Below are 24,576 nucleotides of genomic sequence, written 5' to 3' on the forward strand. Positions count from 1 at the left end.
CCGGATCGGGGACGGCGGCGGAACTACCCGGTGTCCGGCGCCCCGCGTAGGGTGGCCAACACCCCAGCACCCATTCCGGACCGTTCACATCCGCGTTCACCCCTGGAGGCCCACGGTGTCCCTCTCTGCCGGCCTTCCCGGATCCGAAGCCATGCGTCACGAGGGCTCGGAGACGGGCGTACTGCTCTGTCACGGCTTCACGGGATCACCGCAGTCGGTGCGCCCGTGGGCGGAGTACCTGGCGGCCAAGGGCCTCACCGTCTCGCTGCCCCTGCTGCCGGGCCACGGCACCCGCTGGGAGGACCTCGCCGCGACCCGCTGGCAGGACTGGTACGCGACGGTCGACCGCGAGCTGCGGCTGCTGAGCGAGCGCTGCGAACAGGTCTTCGTCTGCGGCCTGTCGATGGGCGGAGCCCTCGCGCTGCGGCTCGCCGCGCGGCACGGCGCGGCCGTCAGCGGCGTCGCCGTGGTGAACCCGGCGGCCACCTTCCCGCGCCTGGAGGGCCTCGCGCTGCCGCTGGGCCGGTTCCTGGTCCGCTCGGCCAAGGGCATCTCCAGCGACATCGCGAAGGAGGGCGTCACGGAGGTCGGGTACGACCGGGTGCCCACCCACGCGGCGTACTCCTGCCGTGAGTTCTTCGGCGTCGTACGCGGTGAACTGCCGCAGGTGACACAGCCGTTGCTGGTCATGCACAGCCGCACCGACCACGTCGTCCCGCCCACCGACTCGGGGCTCGTCCTGAGCCGCGTCTCCAGCGAGGACGTGACGGAGACGGTCCTGGAGAACAGCTACCACGTGGCCACCCTGGATCATGACGCGGAGCGCATCTTCGCGGACTCGTACGGATTCATCTCCCGGCTCGCAGCGAGGAAGACGGCACGTGACGGAGCGTAACCCCGACAGAGAGCGCGGCGAGGAACAGCCCGAACCGCGCGACGCCGAGGCCGACGCCGAAGGGACCGGGGCGGAGGGCACCGCCGCCCCGGAGGACGCGACGGACGCGGCGGAGAAGGACGCCGAGCCGGAAGCGGCCGAGGCGCCCGAGAAGCCGGAGGCGGGGCGGGAGCCGCGGCTGCCCGAGGACGAGGAGGCCGCCTGGGCCGAGATCGTCGCCGGGTACGGCGAGGAGCCGGACGCCACCACCCTCGGGCCCGAGGAGGACGGCCGCGCCGGCACCTCCTCCGGCTCCACCGCGACGGGCACCGACGGCCCGGGCGAGGCGGACACGGGCACCCCGCTGCGCAGCTTCACGGTGTACGCCGCCGGTACCGGGCCGCGCGACTGGCAGCCCGAGGACGACGAGGACGAGGGCCACTTCGAGCCGCCCGAGCCGCCGCCGCTCCCGGAGGCCGACACCACCACGAAGTTCGCCTGGCTCGCGGCGCTCGGCGGCCCGCTGCTGCTGTTCGCGTGCATCCTCACCCAGCAGGAGATGACGTGGTGGATCATCACGCTCGGGCTGGGCGGCTTCCTCGGCGGCTTCGCCACCCTCGTCGCCCGCATGCGGGACGGCCGGGACGACGACGACTGGGACGACCCGGGCCGCGGCGCCGTCGTCTGACCGACGGGACGCGGAAGGACTGCGGGCCTAGGCGGCCGGGCCCGCCGGTACCCGCAGCGCGGCCAGCACCGGCAGGTGGTCGCTGGCGGCGCGCAGATCGGCGCCGGTGACGCCGTCGAGGCCCGACGGGACGCCGCAGCCGAGGAGTTCGACCCCGTCGGAGGCGAGCACCGCGTCGATGCGCTGATGCGGCTCCTCCGGCGTCGAGGTGTACTCCGAGCCCCAGGGCGCGACCGTCCAGCCGTCCCTGAGCGTGCCGGACAGGCGGCGGAAGGAGCGGCCGCCCGGGCGTTCGTTGAGGTCACCGGCGGCGACCCGGTACGGGGTGTCCAGCGCGTCCAGCCGCTCCAGCAACTGCCCGCTCTGCGCGTACCGTTCGTCCCGCTGCAGGCTCAGGTGGCAGCTGAGGACGCCGAGCCTGGCGGCCGTGCCGAAGCGGAGCACCGCGGTGGCGAAGCCCCGGCGGTGCAGCCCGGGCGTCCGCTCCAGCAGCACGTCCTCGGTGTGCTCGACGGTGGCCCGCAGGGTGGAGAGGATCATCGGCCCGGTGGCCGTCGCCCCGCCCGTGACGTAGACCAGCCCGCACTCCCTGGCCAGCCGCGCCGCGTGCTTGCGCCAGCGGAAGAAGCGCGGGGCCTCCTGGACGCAGACGACGTCGGGGGCGCACGCCCGGATCACCCGGGCGAGCGCCTCCCGGTCGTCGCGCAGGGAGCGGATGTTGTAGCTCAGCAGCCGGACGACGGCGGAGCCGTCCGGGCCGGTGCGGGAGGCGGGAAGGTCGGGCGTGCGCCCGGGAGTTGCCGCCCGGGTCTGTGCTCCGGTCCGCTCCGTCCGTCCCATCGCTCCCCCACTCGCCGCGCTGCGTGTGTTCCGCGTCCGTGTACGGGCCCGGCCGGGCCGTCCGGTGTGTGCGCCGAACCGCCCGGCCGCCGCGGCCCGTTCAGCCCTGGCGTGCCAGGTCGGCCACGCCGACCATGCCCGCCTTGCCGCCGAGCTGGGCCGCGAGGACCTCGGCGTGCGGCCGCCAGCGGCTGCCGACCAGCCAGCGGCGGTACGACTTGCGGATCGGGTCCAGGACGAGGTCGCCCTCGTCGGAGACGCCGCCGCCGACGATGAACGCGCCCGGGTCGAAGAGCGAGGCCAGGTCGGCCAGGCCCGCGCCGGCCCAACGGGCCAGCTCCCGGAAGGAGTCGACCGCGACCGGGTCACCGAGCCGGGCCGCCTCGCTGATGTGCTTGCCCTCGACGCCCTCGGGGGTGCCGTCACCGAGACCGAGCAGCACCTCGGCGCTGTCCGGGGTCGCGGTGGCGCGCTGCCGCGCGTACCGGACGAGGGCGCTGCCGGAGGCGTACTGCTCCCAGCAGCCCTGGTTGCCGCAGCCGCACAGCAGGCCGTCCGGAACCATCCGGATGTGCCCGAACTCCGCGGCCACGCCGAAGCGTCCGCGGTGCAGCCTGCCGCCGGTGATGACGCCGCCGCCGAGGCCGGTGCCGATGGTGATGCAGACGACGTCCTCGTGGCCGGTGCCGACGCCGAACTTGTACTCGCCCCAGGCGGCCGCGTTCGCGTCGTTCTCGATGATGACGGGGAGGTCGACGCGCTGTTCCACCTTGTCCTTCAGCGGCTCGTGCCGCCAGGTCAGGTTGGGCGTGAACAGGACCGTCGCCCGCTTGTCGTCGACGTAGCCGGGGGCGCCGATGCCCACGGCGTCCACCTCGTGCTCGGCGCTGGCCCGACGCACCGCTTCGGCGATGGCGTCGATCACGTCGTCGGCGGTGGGCGGAGTCGGCACGGTGCTCGTTTCGAGGATCGTGCCCTTCTCGTCCACCACTCCGGCCGCGATCTTGGTGCCGCCGATGTCGACGCCGATAGTGAGTCCCATGTGTCCCTCAGGTATTCGGTCGAACCCCGCCAAGGACCACCGTACCGGAGGGGGGTGTGCTCACGGACCGCACCCGTTGGCCACCCGCCCGTGACCGCGAGGACGCGCGCCGGTCACCTGCCGGGGGCGTCCCCGCCGTGGTCCTGGCCCGGCTCGTCGCGTTCGTCGCTCGGGTCGAGGTCGATGCGCTCGTCCCGGCGGGGGCCGCCCGCGCGGTCGGCGGAGGCCGAGTCGGCCGCCGTCCACCGCTGTTCGGCGCCCTGGACGGCGGCGCGGTAGGCCGCGAGGAGTTCACCGCCGGCGGTGGCGAGGTGGTCGAAGACCTGCGGGTTGCGCTCGACGACGGGCTCGACGGCGGCCCTGGCCTGCGAGACGGCCTGCTGCGCGAGGCCCGCCGCCGCGGCCGCCGCGGCGGAGCCGCCCAGCGGCTTGCCGAGTTCGGCGATCTTGCCGCTCACCGCGTCGGCCAGGCGGCGCAGTTCCTCCGCGGCGCTGAGCGGCTCGTGCCCGTACTCGGCCCGGCGGCGGGCCTTCTCCGAGGCCAGGTCCTCCTCGCAGGCCGTGGCCCACGCGTCGGCGTCCGGCCGGTCGCCTTCCGGTGCGGGGTGCTCGGCGGCATCGCTCATGACGGGCTCCTCCTGCGGCTACGGCGGCCGCGGACCTCTGCGTTCGGTACGGCCGACGATCGAACGGGCGGGACGGGCCGTGGTCCCGTCTCCGACGTTACCCGAACGGACCACCGCGGTTGAGGGCCCCGGCTCAGCCGCCCCCGGTCCGCTCCCCCGGCCACAGCCCCGGATCGGGCGCGAACCGTACGGTCAGCTCGCCGTCCTCCAGCGCGGCGCCCGCGCCCCGGCACCGGCGCAGCGCCGAGGGCAGCGGCAGCACCCGGCGGAACGGGCCGCAGCTGACGATCAGTTCGTCCCCGCGCCGCAGCAGGCCGAGCTCCTCCCCGTCCGCGTCCGGCAGCGGCAGCCGCCAGAGCAGGTGTCCGCTCCCGGCCCGGTCGTCCTCGACGGAGCCCGGAACTGATTCCGGTTCCGGCCGTTCCGGGGGTTCCGGTTCCGGTCGCAGGTGCGCCGCCGGGTCCGGGACGAGGGTGGTCAGGTCGGCTGGGCCTTGCGGCGCGCGGCCGAGGTGCGGGAGCGCGTGGACGGGGACGCCCGCGGGCTCCAGCCGGGCGCGCCACGCGTGGAGCGTCTCCTGGCGGGCGGCGGAGAAGGCGGCGAGCCAGGGGTCGGCCGAGTCCGCCGGCGGGAGGCGGTTGGCGACGACGGCGTCCAGGCGCAGGCCGTGCAGCGCCAGGCCGGAACGCGCCTCGCGCAGCGCCCCGTCGGCGTCCTGGCCCGGCTCGGCGACGAAGCGCACCGAGGTCAGCGGGGAGTCCACGATCCGCTGCACGTCCGCGAGTTCGCGCTCCCAGCGTGCCGCGGTGGCGTACAGCCGCTCGGCGGGCACGGGGACGCCGGCGAGCTGGGCCAGTACGGGGCGCAGCGCCCGCGCGGCCTGCCGCTCGGGCGGGAGCAGCCGGCGCAGGTAGCGGCGCAGCTGTTCGGGCAGCGCGAGGAGGGCGAGGGCGCGCGCCGTGGGCGGCAGGTCGACGACGACGGTGTCCCAGGCGGGGCCGTCCCCGTCGGTCTGCCCGTGGGCCCGGCGTACCGCGTCGAGCAGGGCGAACGCCTCGGCGCCCGGGAGCTCGGTGAGCTCGTCCCCGTCCAGCGGCTCGGCGCCGAGCAGGTCGAGCACCGCGCGGGCCTGCTCCTGCCCCGCGACGGCGCGGGCCCGGAACTCCTCGGCGGGGTCGGCCCGCGCGGCCCACAGGCCCGGCGCCGCCTCGACGGCGTCCGGCAGGCGGGCGGCGGCGGTGCCGGGTTCGCCGAGCACGCCCGCCAGCACGCGTCCTGGTTCGGTGCTCAGCAGCAGCGTGCGGCGGCCGGTGCGCGCGGCGGCGAGGGCCGTGGCGGCGGCCACGGTGGTGCGTCCGGCGCCGCCCTGCCCGGTGACGAACAGGGTGCGCGGCGGGGAGGCGGGGTCGTTCACGTCGGGCAGCTCTCGTCCGCTTCCGGTTCCGCTGTCGGTTCCGCCCCGGGCCCGGTACGCCGGCTCCGGGGCTCTTCAGCCCTCGGCCGCCGGGGCCGAACCGCCGGACTCCACGCGGGCCTTGAGGCCGTCCAGGGCGCGGTCGATGATGACCTTCTCGGCCTTGCGCTTGATCATCCCGAGCATGGGGATCTTGACGTCGACGGTCAGCTGGTAGGTGACCTCGGTGCGGTCGCCGGAGAGCGGCTCCAGGCGGTAGACGCCGTCGAGCGAGCGCAGCATCTGGGACTTCACCAGCGACCAGCGCACCTCGTGCGCGCCGACCCACTCGTAGGCGAGGGTGTGCTCGTCCTTGATGGCGCCCGCGTCCAGCAGCAGCCGCACCTGCTCGGCGCGGCCCTCGCCGTCCCGCGAGACGACCTCGGCCTCCTTCACCTCGCCCGTCCACTCCGGGTAGCGCGCGAAGTCCGAGATCACCCCCATCACGGCGGCGGGTGCCGCCTCGACGGTGATGCTCGAGCTGGTGTGTTCGGCCATCGGCTTGTCTTCCTCCGTCTGCTGCGCCTGCCCCGGTGGACACGTGCTGCCGTCCACTGCCGTCACCGGCGGGCGCTCCGTGTCCGCGCTGGCAGGCTACCGCGCGGGTGCTACGGCCCGGTGACGGGCACCTGCCGGGGACCTGCGGAGGAGGCCGGCGCGCCGTTCACCACTCCAGGACCCAGGGGGTGCCCGTCGCGTTGAAGTGGCCGACGTTGACGCACTCCGTCGCGCCGATCCGCATCCGCCGCACGAGCGGCTGGTGGACGTGCCCGAAGAGGTGGTAGCGGGGGCGCACCGAGCGGATCGCGTCCAGCAGCGCGCCGCTGCCGCGCTCGAAGCGGCGGGCGACGGTGTCGTAGCACAACTCCGGTACGTCGGGCGGGATATGGGTGCAGAGGACGTCGACCTCGCCGAGCTCGGCGATCTTCGCGGCGTAGGACTCGTCGTCGATCTCGTAGGGCGTGTTCATCGGGGTGCGCAGGCCGCCGCCGACGAAGCCGAAGCGGCGGCCGCCGATGTCGGCGGTCTGCCCGTCGAGGACGGTCGTGCCCTCGCGCGCGTACTCGGGCCAGAGCGGGGGGACGTCGACGTTGCCGTAGGTCGCGTAGGTGGGGGCGGGGAACGCGGCGAACATCTCGGCGTACTGCCGGCGGACCGCCTCTTCCGTGGCGGCCTTGCGGTCGATGCCCTCCCAGAGCGAGGCGGCGAATTCGCGGGCCTCCTCGAATCGCCGCGCAGTACGCAACTCGACGATGCGGTGCGCATTCTCCACTCCGAACAAATCGGGAAAAATGCCGCGCGAATGATCGGCATAGTCCAGGTAGAGAACCAGGTCCCCGAGGCAGACGAGGGCGTCGGCGCCGTCGCCCGCGGTCGCGAGATCCCGACTGTTGCCGTGTACGTCACTCACTACATGGACTCGCATGAACACACCCTAGACGGCGGCCCCGTCCCCGCGGGAGCCCGCTCCACCTGCGGTTACTTCCGGGTCACGGAAGGGGTGGTCTAGGCTGCGGCCATCGGTCCGCCCGCTGTGTGACGCAGAAGACATCTCGGCGTCACCCCCTATCCCCGAACAAGTACCGATGGGTAACGTCCGGCCCGTCAACTATTCAAGATCCCCCCACAGTTCTTGGACCGAAGCCAATGAAGGCCGCCCCTCGACGGCTTTCATGTCCGGCGCCGACGAGGAGCAGCAGTCTTGCGCGAGTTCAGCCTTCCGGCCCTTTATGAGGTCCCCGCCGACGGCAACCTGACGGATCTCCTCCGCCGCAACGCGGCGCAGCACCCGGACACTCCCGTCATCGGGCGCAAGCGGGGCGGCGGGTGGGAGGACATCACCTCCACCACATTCCTCGCCGAGGTCCGTTCGGCCGCGAAGGGCCTGATCGCGGCGGGCGTCAGCCCCGGCGACCGGGTCGGCCTCATGTCCCGCACGCGGTACGAGTGGACGCTGCTGGACTTCGCCATCTGGAGCGCGGGCGGCGTCACCGTCCCCGTGTACGAGACGAGTTCGCCGGAGCAGATCGCCTGGATCCTCGGCGACTCGGGCGCCGTGGCCTGCCTCGTCGAGAGCGAGGCGCACACCAAGGCCGTCGAGTCGGTCCGGGACCGCCTCGCGGACCTGCGCCACGTCTGGCAGATCGAGCCGGCGGACGGCGGGGCCGACGGGGGCGCGATCGCCCAACTCGCCGCCGAGGGCGCGGAGATCGACGACGCGACGGTGGAGGAGCGCAGCTCCGTCGCCAACGCCGACTCGCCCGCCACCATCGTCTACACCTCCGGCACCACCGGCCGCCCCAAGGGCTGCGTGCTCAGCCACCGCGCCTTCTTCGCCGAGTGCGGCAACGTCGTCGAGCGGCTGCGCCCGATGTTCCGTCCCGGCGAGGGCTCGGTGCTGCTCTTCCTGCCCGTCGCGCACGTCTTCGGACGGCTGGTGCAGGTGGCCTCGATGCTGGCCCCGATCAAGCTCGGGCACGTCAGCGACGTCAAGACGCTCACCGACGAACTCGGCTCCTTCCGGCCGACGATGGTGCTGGGCGTGCCCCGCGTCTTCGAGAAGGTCTTCAACACCGCGCGCGCCAAGGCCCAGGCCGACGGCAAGGGCAAGATCTTCGACAAGGCGGCGGAGACGGCGATCGCCTACAGCCGCGCCCGGGACACCGAGGCGGGCCCGTCGCTGAAGCTGAAGTTCCAGCACAAGGTCTTCGACAAGCTGGTGTTCAGCAAGCTGCGCGCCGTCCTCGGCGGGCGGGCCACGCACGCGATCTCCGGCGGCGCCCCGCTCGGCGAGCGGCTCGGCCACTTCTACCGCGGCATCGGCTTCACGGTGCTGGAGGGGTACGGGCTGAGCGAGTCCTGTGCGGCGACGGCGTTCAACCCGTACGACCGGCAGAAGATCGGCACCGTCGGCCAGCCGCTGCCCGGCTCGGTGGTGCGGATCGCCGACGACGGCGAGGTCATGCTGCACGGCGAGCACCTCTTCTCCGGCTACTGGAACAACCAGCAGGCCACCGACGAGGCGCTGTCCGACGGCTGGTTCCACACCGGTGACATCGGCACCCTCGACGCCGACGGCTTCCTCACCATCACGGGCCGCAAGAAGGAGATCCTGGTGACGGCGGGCGGCAAGAACGTCGCCCCGGCCGTCATCGAGGACCGCATCCGCGGGCACGCGCTCGTCGCCGAGTGCATGGTCGTGGGCGACGGACGGCCGTTCGTCGGCGCGCTGCTCACCGTGGACGAGGAGTTCCTGCCCCGCTGGGCCGAGGAGCACGGCAAGTCCGGGCTTCCGCACGGCGAGCTGCTGGCCGACCCGGAGCTGCGGGCCGAGCTGCAGAAGGCCGTGGACGAGGGCAACGAGGCGGTCTCGCGGGCCGAGTCGGTGCGCAAGTTCCGGGTGCTGTCGACCCAGTTCACGGAGGAGTCGGGGCACATCACGCCCTCGCTGAAGCTGAAACGCGGTGTGGTCGCGAAGGACTTCGCGGACGAGATCGAGGCGCTGTACTCGGCATGAGGCCGTCGTCGGACTGACGGTCCTGGACGCTGCTCGCGCAGTTCCCCGCGCCCCTTCCGGGGCCGGGGAACTGCGCTTCTGTGTCAGAGGAGTTCGCGGAGTCGCTGGGCGAGAAGGTCCCAGCGCCAGCGCTCCTCGACCCACTGCCGGCCGCGCGCGCCCATCCGGGCGCGCAGTTCCGGGTCGCGGAGCAGGACGGTGATCCGCTCCGCCGCCTCCTCGGGGGCGCCGCCGCGGACGATCCAGCCGGTCTCGCCGTCGAGGACCGCGTCCGGAGCGCCGCCCGAGTCGCCGGAGACGACGGGGAGTCCGGTGGCCGACGCCTCCAGGTAGACGATGCCGAGCCCCTCGACGTCCAGTCCCCCGCGCCGCGTCCGGCACGGCATGGCGAACACGTCGCCCGCGCCGTAGTGCGCCGGCAGCTCCTCCCAGGGCACCGCGCCGGTGAAGCGCACCGCGTCCGCGACGCCGGTCTCGCGGGCCAGCCGCTCCAGGTCCTGCCGGTACGGGCCGCCGCCGACGATCAGCAGCACGGCGTCCGGCACCTGCTCCAGCACCCGGGGCATCGCGCGGATCAGGGTGTCCTGGCCCTTGCGCGGCACCAGCCGGGAGACGCAGACGACGACCGGGCGGTCGGCGAGCCCGAGCCCGGCCCGTACCTCGTCGCCGCCCGAGTCGGGGTGGAAGGTCTTCTCGTCCACACCCGGCGGGAGTTGGACCATGCGGGCCGCCGCCTCGGGGGTGAGCGCGCCGGCGATGCGGGAGCGGGTGTACTCGCCGAGATAGGTGATCGTGTCCGTGCCCTCGCCGATCCGCCGCAGCAGTTGGCGGGCCGCGGGCAGCTGGGCCCAGCCGGCCTCGTGCCCGTGCGTGGTCGCGACGAGCCGCCGGGCGCCCGCCTTACGCAGCGCGGGGGCCATCAGGCCGAGCGGCGCGGCGGCGCCGAACCAGACGGAGCGGCAGCCGTGTTCGCGCAGCAGCTCCGTGGCGCGGCGGGTGACCCGCGGGGTGGGCAGCAGCATCGTCGTACGGTCGCGGACGACGGTGAAGGGCTGGTCCGCGTCAAACTTCCGGGTGGCCTCGATGCCCTCCGCCGTCCGCTTCCAGGTGGACGCGTAGACGACGACCTGGGACGGATCGAGGCGCAGGGCCATGCTGTGCAGGAAGGCCTGGATGCCGCCGGGCCGGGGCGGGAAGTCGTTGGTCACGATCAGGGTCTTGTCCATCGCCGCCGACAGTACCCTGTGCCCCGCCCCGGCCCCCGGGCCGCCGCCGTACCCCCCGTCGCCCGCTGGTCGTACGGCCGTCGTACCCCCGTGGTGTCGTGGTTTCGTCGCCGTGCCGGTGCAGCGGGCATGATGGCGCTGCGCCGCGCCCGCGGCGCCGGAGCGGAGACGACGAGGTGGGCATGACGGACGGCACGGAGGCGGCCCCGGCGCCGGAGACGGGCCGGGCCACCGGGGACGGCACCTCTGCGGGCACCCCGCCCGCGGGTACGGGACGCCCCGCGCCCGTCTGGCCGGTGCGGGCCGTGTGGCTGGTGACCCGGGCCGCGCTGCTGCTGTGCGTGTTCCGGGTGGTCACGCTGCCGGGCCCGGACGTCACCAGCGATGTGCACGTGATCTACCAGGGCTGGTCCGACGTGCTGCGCACCGGCACCTTCCCGCTGGACGACGAGACCTGGCAGTACCCGCCGGCCGCCGCGCTCCCCATCCTCTCCCCCCTCCTGCTGTCGGAGGCGCTGCTGCCCGGGCTCGATTACCCGTCCGCGTTCTTCCTGCTGGTCTGCGCCGTCGACGCCGTCGTCCTGGCGCTGCTGCTGCGCGCGGGCAGGCGGACCGGCGGGAGCCGCGCGGGCGCCTGGGGCTGGGTCGCCGGAGTACCACTGCTCGGACCCACGGCGTACGCGCGCTACGACCTGATGGTGACGGCCGTCGCCGTGGCCGCGCTGCTCGCCGCGGTACGGCGGCCCGCGGTGGCGGGGGCGCTGGCCGGGTTCGGCGCGATGCTGAAGGTGTGGCCCGTGCTGCTGCTGGCCGGCATCGGGCGGGGCCGGCCCGCGCGCCGGGCCGTGACGGCGGCGGCCGTGACCGCGGCCGTCCTCGCCGCCGGCTTCGCCGCCGCGCTGCCCGGCGCCTTCGACTTCCTCACCTACCAGCGCGAACGCGGCACCGAGGTGGAGTCGCTGGGTTCGCTGGTCTTCCACGTGGCCCGGCACTTCGGCTGGGAGGGGCAGGTCCTGCTGCACTACGGCTCGGTGGAGTTCCTCGGCCCGTACGTGAACGTGGTCAGCGACGTGGCCCTGGCGCTGACCGCGGCGGCCTTCGGCTGGCTGCTGCTGTGGCGGCTGCGGGCCCGCACCTGGAGCGCGGCCACCCCGGCGGACGCCGCGCTGACGGCCGTGCTGCTGTTCACCACCACCAGCCGTGTGATCAGCCCGCAGTACCTGCTCTGGCTCGTCGGCCTCGCGGCCGTCTGTCTGACACTGCGGGCGAGCCGCCAGCGTCCGGCCGCCGTGCTGGTGCTCGTGGCGACGGGCGTCACGTTCCTGGAGTTCCCGCTGCATTTCGCGGACGTCGTCGGCAGCACCCCGACGGGCATCGCGCTGCTGCTGGTCCGCAACGGCCTGCTCGTCGCCGCCTGCCTGACGGCGGCGCTGCGGCTGTGGCGTACGACGGTGCCCGCGCCGCCGGCGGTGCCGGCAGCCTGAGCGCGGGGCGGCTCAGCCCAGCCGGTGCTCGACGTACGCGCGCCAGCGTGCGGTGAACTCGTCCCGGCTCAGGCCGAGTTCCGCGCGCAGCGCCTCGTCCACGGCGGCGTCCGCGTCCTTCCCCTGGCGGCCGACGGCGACGTAGAAGGCGGCCAGGCGGCTCTCGCCCCAGTCCCGCGCGATGAGTTCGCAGGCCAGCCTGCTGCCCTCGTAGGCGCGGCCCAGCACGTGCCGGCCGCCGCCGAAGCGGAAGTCCTCGTCCGAGGGCAGGGCGCGCGGCGGCCCGTCTTTCCGCAGGGCGCGGGTCAGTTCGGGCGCGGCCTCCCGGGGCGTGCGGTCCGAGCCCCGGTAGCCGATCCAGTCGGCGAGCCCCTCGGAGAGCCACATCGGCGTCGAGTCGGAGGTGTGCGTCCGGGTGGCGACGTGCACGGCCTCGTGGGTGAGCACGATCCGCCGCCCCTCCTCGCTGAGTTCGCCGTACGCGTCGGGGTTGACCAGGACCCGGTCGGCGGGGGCGTCCGGGGAGACGCCCGACTCGCCGGTGGTGACGGCGGCGATCCCCTCGTACTCGGACGGGCTCGCGTCAAGCAGCCCGGCCATCTCCTCGGCCGAGCCGGGCACTTCGAGGACGGCCCGGCGCGGCCAGCCGTGCGGCCAGGCGTCGGTCACCTCGGTCACCGCGCGGTCGGCGTCCCGGGCGAGGGCGCGCAGCCGGGCGCGGCTCTGGCCGACGCCCAGCACGACGGAGCGTGCGCCGCGTACCGCGGTGATCTCGCCCTGTTCCCACAACTGGCGGTCGCTGCCGGAGAGTTCGGCCCGGACGTACCAGTCCTCACCGCGCCGGACGAAGGAGAGCCGCTCGGTGGAGACGACGGGCCGGTGGTCGTAGCCGCGCAGCCGGTAGCTGAGCTCCGCCTCGGCCTCGGCGCGCACCTGGCCGGTGCCGTCGCCGTCCGTCCGGCGCGGGGCCCCGGTGAGGCGGTAGGAGAACTCGGCGAGGGGCAGCCGCTCCAGGTTCGCGAAGACGCGCTGCTGCTGGAGCCGGTAGCCGCGGGCCGCGGGGTCCACGGTGGCGAGGAAGTCGCGGGCGCCGTCCGGGCCGCCCCCGGTCACGGCGGCGGCCTGGTCGTCGAGCAGGTGCTGGAGCGCGTGCCGGTCGCCCTCGGCCCGCTCGCGCCCGCCGTCGTCGCAGGCGCTGAGCCCGGCGAGCAGCGCGGCGCTCACAAGGAGGCCGATCCCCCGCCGGAACCGTCCCGTCCGCCGCACCCGCCAGCCGTGATCCACCACGCGCACGATCGTACGGGGGACGGCCGGGCGGGCCGGCGGAGCCGGGCGTCAGCCGATGCGGACGCCGAACTGGAACGGCATGTTGTTGATCGACTCGTACCGCACGTTGGCGCCGGGCTTCGGCGCGTGCAGGATCTGGCCGTTGCCCGCGTAGAAGCCGACGTGGTGCAGGTCGTCGTAGAAGAACACCAGGTCGCCCGGCTTGAGCGCGTCCTGGCCGAGCCGCGAGCCGGCGTTGGCCTGGTCCTGGGAGATGCGCGGGATGGAGACGCCGGCCTGGTTGAACGCCCAGGAGGTGAGGCCCGAGCAGTCGAAGGAGCTGGGCCCGGTGGCGCCCCAGACGTACGGCGAGCCGATCTTCGTCTTGGCGGCGCCGAACGCGGCGGCGGCGCGGGCCGAGGCCGAGGCGTCGCTGCCGAGGTCGGCGCGCTCACCGGCCTCGCGGTCGGCGCGGGCCTGCTTCTCGGCGAGGCGCTCGCGCTCCTCGGCCGTCAGGGAGTTGAGCAGCTCGCGGGCCTCGGCGAGCTTGCCCTGGATCTTCTCCTTCTTCTCGCCGAGCTCCTTGCGGGTCTCGGCGAGGTCCTCCAGCTTGCCGGAGGCCTCCTCGCGCTGCTGCGCGAGGCTGCGCTGCTTGGTCTGGATCTTCTTGACCGCCTCGGCCTGCTTGGCGCTCAACTGGTCGAGCGTGGAGGCCTTGTCGAGGTAGCTGTCCGGGTCGGCCGAGAGGAAGAGCTGCACGGAGGGGTCGATGCCGCCGGTGCGGTACTGCGCGGTGGCCATCGAACCGAGGCCGTCCCGCATGCCGTTCAGGTCGTCCTGCCCGCGCGCGACGCTGTCCTGGAGGTCGCCGACCTGCTTCTGCAGGTCCTTCTGCTTCTCCTTGGCGCCGTTGTACTTCTCGGTCGCCGCCTCGGCTTCCTCGTAGAGCTTGTCGACCTTCTCCTTGACCTCTTCCTTCGAGGGCTTGCCGGGAGCGGCCTGGGCCCCCTGGGCCGTGGTGAGGGCGACGGCTGCCGCCGCGGTCGCGGTGAGCACGGTGGCACGAGTGCGACTGGGCTGCTTGGGACGACGGTGGGACGCCACTGGGGCGATCTCCTTCTTCCTCAGCCGCCTGCCGGTCAGTCACACCGGCCCGCGTCGTCTCGACTCGGCGGAACTAGGCGGTCCTCCGCTGCCACCCCGGATGGATGATCAACAACGCGGAGCTTCGGGCCAGACATTAGCCACGCGTATCTGATCGGATCAAATCCCCCCGGGTAAAAACCCGTCAGGGGAGAGGATTCTTTACTCAGTTCACACGCGCTGCGATGAGAGTGTCACGCACTGCGGCCGAACACCCGCCCACCGGAAGGCCGTTGACCCGTGAGGAGGCGCCCGCACCCCGCCTTTTCACCCCGCGGGGGGACACTTCACCGAACAGCGGGACGGACCTCGCACACGGCACCGGCCACGCAGGGCGACGACAGCCACAGAGGGACGAACCGGACGCAGGCCCGCGGGAGTTGCGGGCTACGGGTGCGCGAGCCGGTTCAGCAGGAGCGTCGAGGCCACCGGGCGGGCGCCGGCCGCGGCGCAGCCGTCGGCGACCTCGCGGTCGGAGGAGACGACCACGACGGGCCGCCCGTCGGGCTCGGCGCGCACCAGCTGCCGGATCACCTCGTCCGCCGTCTGGCCCGACTTGCTGAACAGCACCCGCACCCCGCGCGGCGGCGCGAGCAGCACCGGGGCCGCGAGGTCGGCGCCGTCGAACACGCAGGTGACCTCGGCGCCCGACTGGGCCGCGAGGCCGGAGAGGCCGCCGAGCAGCCGCAGCCGCTGCTTCTCCAGCGGCATCTGCGGATAGCCCGTCTTCGTCACGTTGTAGCCGTCGACGACGAGATGGGCCTGCGGCAGCGCCAGCAGCTGGTCCAGCAGGGCCGGGTCGGTCTCGGACAGGGCGCGCGCGGCGATGTCCTTCGGCGTCATCCGGCCCGGCTCCTCCGCGTCCACGGTGTCGGCCGGGCGGATCGAGGCGGGCGGTACGGCCAGTTCGCGGCGCAGGCCCTGCGCCGCCTCCAGCACGGTGTCCAGCAGCAGCCGCACCCGCATGTCCTCGACGCTGCGCCCCTCACGGGCCGCGCGGCGCCCGGCCTCCAGCGCCGACTCCGCCTCGGCGAGCCGGGCGCGCAGCCGCCGCGCCTCGCTCTCGGCCGCGGTGCGGTCGGCGGCCGCCGTCCCGCGCACCGACTCCAGTTCGGTGCGCAGCTTGCGCACCTCGGCCTCGCCGCGCTTGACGTCGCTCTGCGCGCTGCGCAGCTTCCGCTGGGTGGACTCCAGCTGCCTGCGGGCCGCGTCCAGATCCCGCCGGTGCTGCTCGGCGTCGGTCCGCGCGGCGGAGCGGGCCTGTGCCAACTCCTCGCGGAGGCGGCCCAGTTCGCGCTGGGTCTCCTCACCGGCCTGCTCGGCCTGCGCCCGCTCGGCCTCCTCGCTGGCCGCCGCGACCAGCTTCGGCCAGCCGTCCGGCCGCAGGACGTACGCGAGGGCCGCGACGTCGACCGGGTCGGCGGCCGGGGGCGGGGCGCCGGACTCCAGCGCCTCGGCCAGCTCGGCCAGTTCCGGCAGCTGCTCGCGCAGCAGCTCGGCGATGCGCCGCCGGAAGACGGACTCGTTCTCCAGCGCCGTGGCCATGGCGTTGCCGCCGAAGCGAATCCGGCGTTGCGGGGTGAAACGGGCGTACTGCCGCAGCGGGAGGGGCAGTTCGGCCATCGTCAGCGCGCCGAGGACCCCTCCGGTGAGCGCCACCACCCGGCGGCGCACCTTCTCCGGCAGCGGCCGGTCCAGCGATTCGGGGCCACCCGGCACCGCCTCGCCCTCGCCGACCGGTGACGGGGCGTGCTCGTGCGCCTCGCGCCCGGGCCCGCCGTCGTCACCCGTCCGTTTCACCACCGCTCACACCTGCCGTTCCTCAGACCTCGGCGCCCGGCCGGTCCACGAGTTCGATCTCGTCCACGGCGTTGCACCAGCGGCAGCGCACGGACTCGATGTTCTCACTGAGCACCTCCCGCTCCTCGACCTTGGGCTCACCGGCCAGGTCCAGGTGGACGTACTCGACGACGCGGCTGGAGCGCGTCACGTCGAAGCGGGTCAGGTTGCCGCAGAGCGTGCAGCGCCAGCGGGTCTCGGCCGTGGGCGTGGGGACCGCCATCGTCGTGTTCCTCTTCCTTCTGTCGGGTTGTGACTTCTGGCCTGGTACGTGCCACGAAGACCGGCCGGCCGGGAGTGCGGGGAGCGCGGGAGCACCCACCGTCACCCTAAGACCTGGCACCGGACTCGTGTGTCGTGGAGCCTGCCCCGTAACCGAGCAGTCATGATCCCGCTCATGCCGTCGCGTCCCGTCATGACCTACACGCTCATCGGATCGTGCTGCCTGATCTTCCTCCTCAGCCCGGCCTCCGGCTTCCTCCCGGTGTACGGCTCGGGCGGGGGGCTCCACCGGGCGCAGGCCGACTGGTTCCAGCGCTGGGGCGTGCTGCCGCGGAGTCTGTGGGCGGGGGCGATCCGGCCGCTGTTCACCCCGTTCAGCGCGCTGTTCCTGCACGGCAACTGGCTCCACCTGATCGGCAACGTGCTCTTCCTGCTGGTCTTCGGCGGGCTCGTGGAACGGCGGATGGGTGCGCTCCGGTTCGTCCTCTTCTACGCGTTCACCGGATACATCGCGATGCTCTGCTACGCCGCCGCCTACTGGGGCTCGACCGAGACCCTGATCGGTGCCTCCGGCGCCGTCTCGGGAGTGCTGGGCGCCTTCCTCTACCTGTACCCGGGGGCGCGGGTGACCAGTGTCTTCCCGTTCCTCTTCTTCCTGCCGCTGCGCTTCCCCGCCTGGCTGGTGCTGGTCTTCTGGCTCGCGCTCCAGTGGCTCGCGGCCCGCGAGGCCGCGTCCGGCCCCGGCGTCGCGTACCTCGCGCACATCGTCGGATTCACCCTGGGCTTCCTCTACGCGTGGCTCCGTTTCCGTACGGCTAAAGTGGGCAGGCCAGCGCCGGCGACCTAGGGAGAACCAGCCGTGATCACCTCGATCGTGCTCATCAGGACGAGCACCGACCGCATCCCCGAGATCGCCGAGCAGATCGCCGCGCTCGAAGGCGTCAGCGAGGTCTACTCGGTCACCGGTGCGCACGACCTGATCGCGATGGTCCGGGTCTCGCGCCACGACGACCTGGCGGACGTCATCCCCGGCCGGATCAGCAAGGTCCCCGGCGTCCAGCACACCGAGACGCACATCGCCTTCCGCACCTATTCCGAGCACGATCTGGAGTCGGCCTTCGCCATCGGCCTCGACGCATGAAGATTTCCTCATCCGGCCTTCATGAAGACGCCCTGGTACGCCGACCAGGCTTGTCCGTATGGCTTTCTCACACCGCATGGCGACGCTGACGGCCGTCGTCGCCATCCCGCTCGGCATCGCCGCCACCAGCTACGCGCTGACCGACAGCCCCGACCCCCCGAAGGCACCGGCCGAGGTCGAGCTGGACCCGAGCAAGAGCCCGTCGACGGGCTCGTCCACCTCACCCGACCCCTCGGGCAGCAAGGGCCCCTCCGACTCCCCGAAGCCCACCGGGGACGAGACCGTCCCGCCGCCGTCCCCCACCGAGGACGACGCCGACGACGACACCGGCGGTGCCGATGACCAGGACGACGACGCGGACGACGGCCCCGGTGCCGACGGCTGACGGGACCGAGGACCCCGCCGCACCCGCGCGTCCGCGCGGGCGCGTCAGGCTGTCCGCGCGGGTCCGGATCCTGGTGTGGCTGCTGGTGGTCATGGCCGTGGGGCTCACCGCCGTCGCGGCGACCACCCGCTCGATCCTGCTGCGCGACATCGACCAGCGGGTGACGCGGCTGCACGCGCAGGAGGCCGGCGAGTTCGTCAACCTCGTCGAGCGCGGCCAGGACCCGGAGACGGGCCGCCCGTTCAACGACGCGGACCGGCTGCTGCGGGTCTTCCTGGAGCGGCAGTACGCCGACCCGGACGAGGAGCTGCTCGGCGTCGTCGACGGCCGCGTGATCCGGCAGACCAGGGACATCCCCAGCGCGCTGCCGCTGCACGAGGACCGCGCCTCGCTGCGCGAGATCACCTCCAGCACCGCCTCCTCCGGGACCCTGCACCGGCCCCAGGGCGAGATCCGCTGGTCGAAGGTGGTGATCGAGCCGGGCGGCAAGGGCGCGCCGCGCGGCACGTTCGTCGTCGCCTTCCATGCCGACCGGGAGCAGGAGGGCGTGGAGGAGATCTTCCGCATCCTGCTGGCCATCTCCGGCGTGGCCCTGCTGATGACGGTGTGCGTCGGCTGGGCCGCCGCGGGGCGCATCCTCGCCCCCGTACGGCTGGTGCGGACGACGGCGGCCCAGCTGACCGAGCAGGACCTGACCCGGCGCATCCCCGTCGAGGGCAAGGACGACATCGCCGCGCTCGCCGAGACGTTCAACGGGATGCTGGACCGGCTGGAGCGGGCCTTCGCCGTGCAGCGCCAGTTCGTCGACGACGCGGGGCACGAGCTGCGGACGCCGATCACCATCGTGCGCGGTCACCTGGAGGTGATGGGCACGGCGACGGAGACGGCGGCCGAGCGGGAGGAGACCATCCGGCTGGTGACCGACGAGCTGGACCGGATGAGCCGGATCGTCGAGGACCTGCTGCTGCTCGCGAAGTCCGAGCGCCCCGACTTCGTCTCGCCCGAGCCCGTCGAACTGGCGGAGCTCACCGCCGACGTCTTCGTCAAGGCCCGCACCCTCGGCGACCGCGACTGGCGGCTGGCCGAGGTCGCCGAGGGCACCGTGCTGCTCGACCCGCAGCGCGTCACGCAGGCCATGGTGCAGCTGGCGCAGAACGCCGTGCAGCACACGGCGCCGGGCGCGACGGTGTGGATCGGTTCCCGCCGCACCGCGGCGCCAGGACCGCAGGCCGGCACCGGACCGGCGGGCGCCCCCCTGCCGCCCGGCGGCTCGACCCTGGTCCCCCCGCCCGGACCGGCGGCCGGGGGCTGGCACCCCGGAACGGTCGAGCTGTACGTCGCCGACACCGGACCGGGAGTCCGCGCGGACGACGCCGAGTTGATCTTCGAACGATTCCGCCGTGGCACCTCCCGGCGCGGCTCGGGCAGCGGCGCCGGGCTCGGCCTCTCGATCGTCAAGGCGATCGCGGACGGCCACCCCGGCGGCGGCGTGGAGCTGCGCGCGACGCCGGGCGGCGGAGCCACCTTCGTCATCGCCGTTCCCGCGGCACCTGGAGAGGACGGATGAACCGCATCCTGATCGTGGAGGACGAGGAGCGCATCGCCTCCTTCGTCGAAAAGGGCCTGCGGGCCAACGGGTTCGCGACCACCGTCGCCGAGGACGGCAGGACGGCCTTCGACTACGCCTGTACCGGCGGCTTCGACCTCGTCGTGCTGGACATCGGCCTGCCCGGCAAGGACGGCTTCACGGTGCTGCGCGAACTGCGCGAGTCCCGGGTCACCGTGCCCGTCATCGTGCTCACCGCGCGGGACTCCGTGGGCGACACCGTCGCCGGTCTGGAGGGCGGCGCCGACGACTGGATGACCAAGCCGTTCCGCTTCGAGGAACTGCTGGCCCGGGTGCGGCTCCGGCTGCGCACCGCGGCCCGCGTCCCCGAGGTGACCCTGCTGCGCAGCGGCGACCTCAGCCTCGACCTGCGCACCCGCAGGGCGCACGCCGGGGACCGGACGGTGGACCTGACGGCACGTGAATTCGTGCTGCTGGAGCTGTTCCTGCGCCACCCGGGCCAGGTCCTCTCGCGCGAGCAGATCCTCTCCCACGTCTGGGGCTACGACTTCGACCCGGGCTCCAACATCGTCGACGTGTACGTGCGGGCGCTGCGGAAGAAGCTGGGCACGCAGCGCGTGGAGACCGTCCGCGGCATGGGCTACCGCCTGCCGTGAACCCCCGCCGGCGCCGGACGGATCCGGCGCCGGCGCCCTCGTCAAGGGGCCCTCACTCCCCCGTGCGACCCCGCCGACGGCGCATGAAGTCGCTTTCATACAACGCTCATGGGCGACTCACAGCGGCTCGCGAGAGTGTCTTCCATGACCCTCAGTCCCGGCCGTGCGGTAGCCGTGTGCGCCGCCCTCAGCGTCTGCGCCCTGCTCGCCGTGCCAGGCAACTTCCCCGGCGTCAGCGGTGACGCGCGGATCACGCTGGCCGTCTTCGCCCTCGCCACCTGCGCCTGGATCGCGACGCCCGTCGACGACACCTACATCGCGCTCGGCGCCGGGCTCGTCCTCACCGCGACCGGAGTGCTCAGCAGCGACGCCCTGTTCGGCACCCTCGGCGACGAGACGGTCTGGCTGCTGATCTGCGCCTTCGTCCTCGCCGCCGCGGTCTCCCGCACCGGGCTGGCGGCGCGGGCCGCCGCGTTCCTGGTGAGCGGGGCGCGGAACGTGCGGCAGCTGGCGCACCTCACCACGGCGGCGCTGGTGGTCAGCGCCTTCGCCGTGCCCGCCACCTCGGGACGGGCCGCGCTCGCGCTGCCCGTCTTCCTCGCGCTCGCCTCCGTGCTGGCGGAGCGCAAGCGGGTGGTGGTGATGCTGGCGCTGCTGTTCCCCACCGTGATCCTGCTGTCCGCCGTGGCCACGCTGATCGGCGCCGGCGCCCATCTGATCACCGTGAACGTGCTGTTCGAGACCACGGGCGAGCACATCGGCTTCACCCAGTGGCTGCTGCTCGGGCTGCCGCTGGCGATCGTGGGGTCCCATCTGGCCGCCGAGGTCGTGCTGTTGACGACGACCCGCCGGGCCGACCGGCGCGAGCCGGTGCACATCACCGCCGAGGACATCGGCCTGCACACCGAGACCCCCGTCACCGGGCCGCTCTCGCAGAACGAGGCCCGCTCGGCGCTGCTGCTGATCACCGTCGTCGCGCTGTGGTGCAGCGAGCCGCTGCACGGGGTCTCGCCCGCGCTCGTCGCGCTGATCGGCGCGGTCGTCGCCGCCTCGCCCGCGCTGGGCACCGTCCGCCTCAAGGACGCGCTCGCCACGGTGCCGTGGTCGCTGCTGCTGTTCATGGCCGCGACGATGGCGATGGGCGTCGCGCTGTCCGAGTCGGGCGCCGCGAAGTGGCTGGTGGACGGCATCTCGGCGGGCGCCTCGGTGCCGCCGTGGCTGTTCCTCGCCGTCGTCGTGGTCGTCAGCACGGTGGCGCACCTGGTGCTCCAGTCCCGCTCGGCCCGCTCCAGCGTGCTGGTCCCGCTGGTGATCGCGGCCGCGGCGGGCGCGGGCGTCAACCCCGTCGCGGCGGCGCTCGCCTCGACGGCGGCCGCCGGGTTCTGCCACACGCTGCCCGCCTCGGCCAAGCCCGTCGCGCTGTTCTCCGACATACCGGGAGTGACCACCTACGAGCCGCGTGACCTGCTGCGGCTCTCGGCGATCCTGGCGCCGCTGATGGCCGCGCTGGTGCTGGTGTTCGCGCTGGCCGTCTGGCCGCTGCTCGGCGTCCCCGTGCTCGCCCCCTGACGCACTCCCCCGACCCGCTCCGGCGGACGTCCTCACCGGCGCCGCCTGTCACGTTCCGCCTTCCACGTTCCGGGAGTTCCGCATGTCCGTACCGTCGTCCCGCGCCGCCTCCGCCCCCTCCGCCTCCTCCCGCGCCCGGGCCAGGGCGCGCGCCCGCACCGCCACCGGCATCGCCGCCGGCTCCGCCCGGGCCTCCGCCGAGGGCGGACCGCTCCGCTTCGCGGTCGCGCCGAGCGGCTTCAAGGAGTCGCTGTCGGCCCGGGACGCCGCCGAGGCCGTCGCCGCCGGCATCCGCCGGGTCGCGCCGGAGGCGGCGATCGACCTCGTCCCGCTCGTCGACGGCGGCGAGGGCACGGCCGAGGCCCTGGCCTGCTCCACCGACGGCGAACTGCGGCCGCTCACCGCCACCGGGCCGGTCGGCGAGCCGGTACGCACGCACTTCGCGCTGCTCGGGCACACCGTGCCCGCGGTGCCCACGGCGGTCGTGGAGATGGCGGCCGTGGCCGGCCTCTCCCTGGTGCCGGCGGACCGCCGCGACCCGGGCGCGACCACCACGTACGGCGTCGGCGAACTGCTGCGCGCCGCGCTGGACTCGGGAGCCCGCCGCATCCTCGTCGGCTGCGGCGACTCCGGCACCTCCGACGGCGGCGCGGGCGCGCTCCAGGCCCTGGGCGCCCGGCTGCTCGACGCCGACGGCGAGGAGCTCCCGCGCGGCGGCGCGGCCCTCGACCGCCTGGCGCGGATCGACCCGAGCGGGCTCGACCCGCGGCTGGCCGAGGCCGAACTCCTCGTCGCCTGCAACCCGTTCAACGTGCTCTGCGGCGAGCGCGGCGTCGCCCGCGTCTTCGGCCCGCAGAAGGGGGCCACACCGGAGCAGACCGAGCAGCTCGCGCGGGCGCTCGACCGCTGGGCCGAGGTCCTCACCCGCGACCTCCTCCCCGCCGCTGGCACCGACCTGCGGCACGGGCCCGGAACGGGTGCCTCCGGCGGGCTCGGGGCCGGGCTGGCCGCGCTCGGCGCCCGGCTCCTCCCCCGCTTCGACGTGCTGCTCGACAGCCTCGGCCTGGACGAGGCGCTCGGCCGCGCCGACCTCGTCATCACCGCCGAGGGCTCACTGGACGGGCAGACCCCGCGCGGCAAGGTGCCCGCCGAAGTCGCCCGCAGAGCACGGGAGTTCGACACGCCGGTGATCGCGCTCGCGGGCACCCTCGGCGAGGGCGTGCACGAGGTGCGGGCCTGCGGGATCGACGCCTACGCCTCGATCCTGCCCCGCCCGCTCGCCCTGCCCGAGGCGCTCGGGCACGCCGAGGAGTTCCTCACCGACGCGGCCGAGCACGCCGTCCGCATGGTGCTGCTCGGCACCCGCCTGCCGGGCTCGCGCTCCGGCGCGGGCCGCTCGGGCACCCGCACCGGCAGCACCGACCGCTCCGAGGCGGCGGCCCCGCACACCCGCCCGGCGGACCGCGCCGGCGCCACGGCCCGCACCCGGCCCGCCGCCTGAGCGGGGAACGCGGGGGCCGCCGTACGGGACCGGCCCCCGCTCAGCCCTGTCCGGCGGCGCTGTCCGCGCCGCGGTCCGGGACGCAGCGGCCGTCCTCGGTGCGGTAGCTCCAGCGGGCGCCGTCGCGCACCAGCTCCTTCACCGCCCGCACGAACCGCTCGATGTGCTCGTCCGGCGTGCCCGCGCCGAAGCTGACCCGTACCGCGTTGAGCGACTTCTCGCCCGGCGCCGCCTCCGGGGCGCCGCACTCGCCGGGCTCCTGCTCCTCCGCGCCGAGCAGGGTGCGCAGCAGCGGGTGGGCGCAGAAGAGCCCGTCGCGGACGCCGATGCCGTACTCGGCCGAGAGCGCGGCCGCGAAGTGCGAGCTGTTCCAGCCCTCGACGACGAAGGAGAGCACGCCCACCCGGTCCGCGTCCTCCCCGAACAGCGAGAGCACCTTGACCTCGGGCACCTCGGCGAGCCCCGCGCACAGCCGCCCGATCAGCTCCCGCTCGCGCCGCAGCAGCGCGTCGAACCCGGCCTCGGTCAGGGCCCGGCAGGCGGAGGCGATGGCGTACGCGCCGATGACGTTCGGCGAACCGGCCTCGTGCCGGGCCGCGTTGGTGTGCCACTCGACCTCGACGGCCCCGTTCCCCTCCGCGCCGCGCACCACCTTCCGGCTCGCGCCGCCGCCCGCGAGGTACGGCTCGGCCTCGCGCAGCCAGTCGGCCCGGCCCGCGAGGACGCCGGCGCCGAAGGGCGCGTACAGCTTGTGCCCGGAGAAGGCGACCCAGTCGACGTCCAGCGCGGCGATGTCCACCGGGTGGTGCGGCGCGAGCTGCGCCGCGTCCAGCACGATCCGCGCCCCGAACCGGTGTGCCACGGCGGCCAGTTCGCGTACCGGCCAGATCTCTCCCGTGACGTTCGAGGCGCCCGTGACGCACACCAGCTTCGGCCCCTCGGGCGCCGCGCGCAGCGCCTCCTCCAGCACGGTCACCGCCTGGCGGGGCGAGCGGGGCGCGTCGAGGAAGGTCGTGGCACGGCCGCGCCAGGGCAGCAGCGAGGCGTGGTGCTCGGTCTCGAAGACGAACACCCGGGTGCCCTCGGGGAGTACGGAGGCCAGCAGGTTCAGCGAGTCCGTCGTCGCGCGGGTGAAGACGACCTGGTCGTCCTCCCGGCAGCCGAGGAACTCCGCGACGGTCGCACGGCTCTGTTCGAACAGGTCGGTGGACAGCTGCGAGAGGTACCCGGCACCCCGGTGCACGCTGCCGTAGTAGGGGGCGTACGCGGCGACGTCGTCCCAGACCTTCTGCAGCGCGGGGGCGCTGGCGGCGTAGTCGAGTGCCGCGTAGGTGACCTCACCTCCGGTCACGAGCGGCACACGTACGTCACGGCCGAGCACGGAGAGTGACGAGGTACAGGTAGCGGTGGTCGCGGAAGCGCTGGACATGGTGATCTCCCGTGGAAAGAGCAGGCGAACGGAACTCGACGCACCCGGTGCCGGCAGGACTGCGGCGACCGCGTACGGAGCGGGTGAGGGGGACGTCAACCACCCGAG

General features: G+C 74.1%; 23 protein-coding genes. 11 read left to right on the forward strand and 12 right to left on the reverse strand.

Annotation, left to right across the window (positions count from 1 at the left end):
* Window positions 1-151 precede the first annotated feature (151 nt).
* Together HCC30_RS10360 and HCC30_RS10365 are read left to right on the forward strand one after the other, a co-directional pair.
* The gene (locus tag HCC30_RS10360; RefSeq protein ID WP_169442126.1) at window positions 152-895 is read left to right on the forward strand and encodes an alpha/beta fold hydrolase; all 744 of its coding nucleotides are present in this window, start codon (window positions 152-154) and stop codon (window positions 893-895) included.
* A gap of 178 nt (window positions 896-1,073) precedes the next feature.
* Window positions 1,074-1,562: a hypothetical protein gene (locus HCC30_RS10365; protein ID WP_169442264.1), complete on the forward strand. Its 489-nt coding sequence runs from the start codon at window positions 1,074-1,076 to the stop codon at window positions 1,560-1,562.
* Between the two features lie 27 nt (window positions 1,563-1,589).
* Here HCC30_RS10365 and HCC30_RS10370 read toward each other — a convergent pair whose 3' ends face one another.
* The 6 genes from HCC30_RS10370 to HCC30_RS10395 form a co-directional block, all read right to left on the reverse strand.
* Entirely contained in the window at window positions 1,590-2,402 is an 813-nt protein-coding gene (locus HCC30_RS10370) for an endonuclease/exonuclease/phosphatase family protein (protein WP_169442127.1), read from the reverse strand.
* A 100-nt stretch (window positions 2,403-2,502) separates the two neighbouring features.
* Window positions 2,503-3,444, reverse strand: a complete 942-nt coding sequence (locus tag HCC30_RS10375; RefSeq protein WP_169442128.1) for an ROK family glucokinase — start codon at window positions 3,442-3,444, stop codon at window positions 2,503-2,505.
* A 113-nt stretch (window positions 3,445-3,557) separates the two neighbouring features.
* Window positions 3,558-4,070 carry a DUF5304 domain-containing protein gene (locus tag HCC30_RS10380; protein WP_169442129.1) on the reverse strand — a complete coding sequence of 171 codons (513 nt, stop codon included), beginning with the start codon at window positions 4,068-4,070 and terminating at the stop codon, window positions 3,558-3,560.
* Between the two features lie 133 nt (window positions 4,071-4,203).
* Window positions 4,204-5,484 carry an ArsA family ATPase gene (locus HCC30_RS10385; protein WP_169442130.1) on the reverse strand — a complete coding sequence of 427 codons (1,281 nt, stop codon included), beginning with the start codon at window positions 5,482-5,484 and terminating at the stop codon, window positions 4,204-4,206.
* Between the two features lie 75 nt (window positions 5,485-5,559).
* Window positions 5,560-6,021 carry an SRPBCC family protein gene (locus tag HCC30_RS10390; RefSeq protein WP_169442131.1) on the reverse strand — a complete coding sequence of 154 codons (462 nt, stop codon included), beginning with the start codon at window positions 6,019-6,021 and terminating at the stop codon, window positions 5,560-5,562.
* A gap of 166 nt (window positions 6,022-6,187) precedes the next feature.
* A complete protein-coding gene (locus tag HCC30_RS10395; RefSeq protein ID WP_169442132.1) occupies window positions 6,188-6,949 on the reverse strand; it encodes a metallophosphoesterase in 762 nt (253 codons plus the stop codon).
* 276 nt (window positions 6,950-7,225) lie between these two features.
* On the opposite strand from HCC30_RS10395, the gene HCC30_RS10400 reads away from it, so the two are divergent.
* Entirely contained in the window at window positions 7,226-9,040 is a 1,815-nt protein-coding gene (locus HCC30_RS10400; RefSeq protein WP_169442133.1) for an AMP-dependent synthetase/ligase, read from the forward strand.
* Between the two features lie 83 nt (window positions 9,041-9,123).
* Here the strand turns inward: HCC30_RS10400 and HCC30_RS10405 are convergent, their stop codons facing one another.
* Window positions 9,124-10,266 (reverse strand): glycosyltransferase family 4 protein, encoded by a 1,143-nt coding sequence (locus tag HCC30_RS10405; RefSeq protein ID WP_169442134.1) that lies wholly within the window; start codon window positions 10,264-10,266, stop codon window positions 9,124-9,126.
* Between the two features lie 182 nt (window positions 10,267-10,448).
* On the opposite strand from HCC30_RS10405, the gene HCC30_RS10410 reads away from it, so the two are divergent.
* Entirely contained in the window at window positions 10,449-11,750 is a 1,302-nt protein-coding gene (locus HCC30_RS10410; RefSeq protein ID WP_169442135.1) for a glycosyltransferase 87 family protein, read from the forward strand.
* A 12-nt stretch (window positions 11,751-11,762) separates the two neighbouring features.
* Here the strand turns inward: HCC30_RS10410 and HCC30_RS10415 are convergent, their stop codons facing one another.
* The 4 genes from HCC30_RS10415 to HCC30_RS10430 all read right to left on the reverse strand — a co-directional run bounded on the left by HCC30_RS10415 (window position 11,763) and on the right by HCC30_RS10430 (window position 16,221).
* Complete coding sequence (locus HCC30_RS10415; RefSeq protein WP_346776570.1) at window positions 11,763-13,037, reverse strand: hypothetical protein; 1,275 nt, start codon at window positions 13,035-13,037, stop codon at window positions 11,763-11,765.
* A gap of 48 nt (window positions 13,038-13,085) precedes the next feature.
* Window positions 13,086-14,120: an NlpC/P60 family protein gene (locus HCC30_RS10420; protein ID WP_169442136.1), complete on the reverse strand. Its 1,035-nt coding sequence runs from the start codon at window positions 14,118-14,120 to the stop codon at window positions 13,086-13,088.
* Window positions 14,121-14,546: 426 nt separating this feature from the next.
* Window positions 14,547-15,878, reverse strand: a complete 1,332-nt coding sequence (locus HCC30_RS10425; RefSeq protein ID WP_169442266.1) for an NYN domain-containing protein — start codon at window positions 15,876-15,878, stop codon at window positions 14,547-14,549.
* 103 nt (window positions 15,879-15,981) lie between these two features.
* Window positions 15,982-16,221 (reverse strand): hypothetical protein, encoded by a 240-nt coding sequence (locus HCC30_RS10430; RefSeq protein WP_169442137.1) that lies wholly within the window; start codon window positions 16,219-16,221, stop codon window positions 15,982-15,984.
* Between the two features lie 174 nt (window positions 16,222-16,395).
* Here HCC30_RS10430 and HCC30_RS10435 point away from each other — a divergent pair, with 174 nt between their 5' ends.
* The 7 genes from HCC30_RS10435 (at window position 16,396) to HCC30_RS10465 (ending at window position 23,039) form a co-directional block, all read left to right on the forward strand.
* Complete coding sequence (locus HCC30_RS10435; protein WP_240979456.1) at window positions 16,396-17,067, forward strand: rhomboid family intramembrane serine protease; 672 nt, start codon at window positions 16,396-16,398, stop codon at window positions 17,065-17,067.
* A 12-nt stretch (window positions 17,068-17,079) separates the two neighbouring features.
* A complete protein-coding gene (locus HCC30_RS10440) occupies window positions 17,080-17,361 on the forward strand; it encodes an Lrp/AsnC ligand binding domain-containing protein (protein ID WP_169442138.1) in 282 nt (93 codons plus the stop codon).
* Window positions 17,362-17,419: 58 nt separating this feature from the next.
* Window positions 17,420-17,746 (forward strand): small hydrophilic protein, encoded by a 327-nt coding sequence (locus HCC30_RS10445; RefSeq protein ID WP_169442139.1) that lies wholly within the window; start codon window positions 17,420-17,422, stop codon window positions 17,744-17,746.
* 91 nt (window positions 17,747-17,837) lie between these two features.
* Window positions 17,838-19,313, forward strand: coding sequence for an ATP-binding protein (locus HCC30_RS10450; RefSeq protein WP_240979492.1), 1,476 nt, complete (start codon window positions 17,838-17,840; stop codon window positions 19,311-19,313).
* On the forward strand, window positions 19,310-19,969 hold the full coding sequence (locus HCC30_RS10455) for a response regulator transcription factor (protein ID WP_169442141.1): 660 nt from the start codon (window positions 19,310-19,312) through the stop codon (window positions 19,967-19,969). Before HCC30_RS10450 ends, HCC30_RS10455 begins: the two co-directional genes overlap by 4 nt.
* Window positions 19,970-20,113: 144 nt before the next feature.
* Complete coding sequence (locus HCC30_RS10460) at window positions 20,114-21,538, forward strand: SLC13 family permease (RefSeq protein WP_169442142.1); 1,425 nt, start codon at window positions 20,114-20,116, stop codon at window positions 21,536-21,538.
* 82 nt (window positions 21,539-21,620) lie between these two features.
* Entirely contained in the window at window positions 21,621-23,039 is a 1,419-nt protein-coding gene (locus HCC30_RS10465; RefSeq protein ID WP_169442143.1) for a glycerate kinase, read from the forward strand.
* A gap of 40 nt (window positions 23,040-23,079) precedes the next feature.
* On the opposite strand, the gene HCC30_RS10470 is transcribed toward HCC30_RS10465, so the two are convergent.
* The gene (locus HCC30_RS10470) at window positions 23,080-24,468 is read right to left on the reverse strand and encodes an aminotransferase class V-fold PLP-dependent enzyme (RefSeq protein WP_206323610.1); all 1,389 of its coding nucleotides are present in this window, start codon (window positions 24,466-24,468) and stop codon (window positions 23,080-23,082) included.
* Window positions 24,469-24,576: the final 108 nt, after the last annotated feature.

Source organism: Streptomyces sp. HNM0574 (assembly GCF_012726235.1).
Classification (GTDB): Bacteria; Actinomycetota; Actinomycetes; order Streptomycetales; family Streptomycetaceae; genus Streptomyces.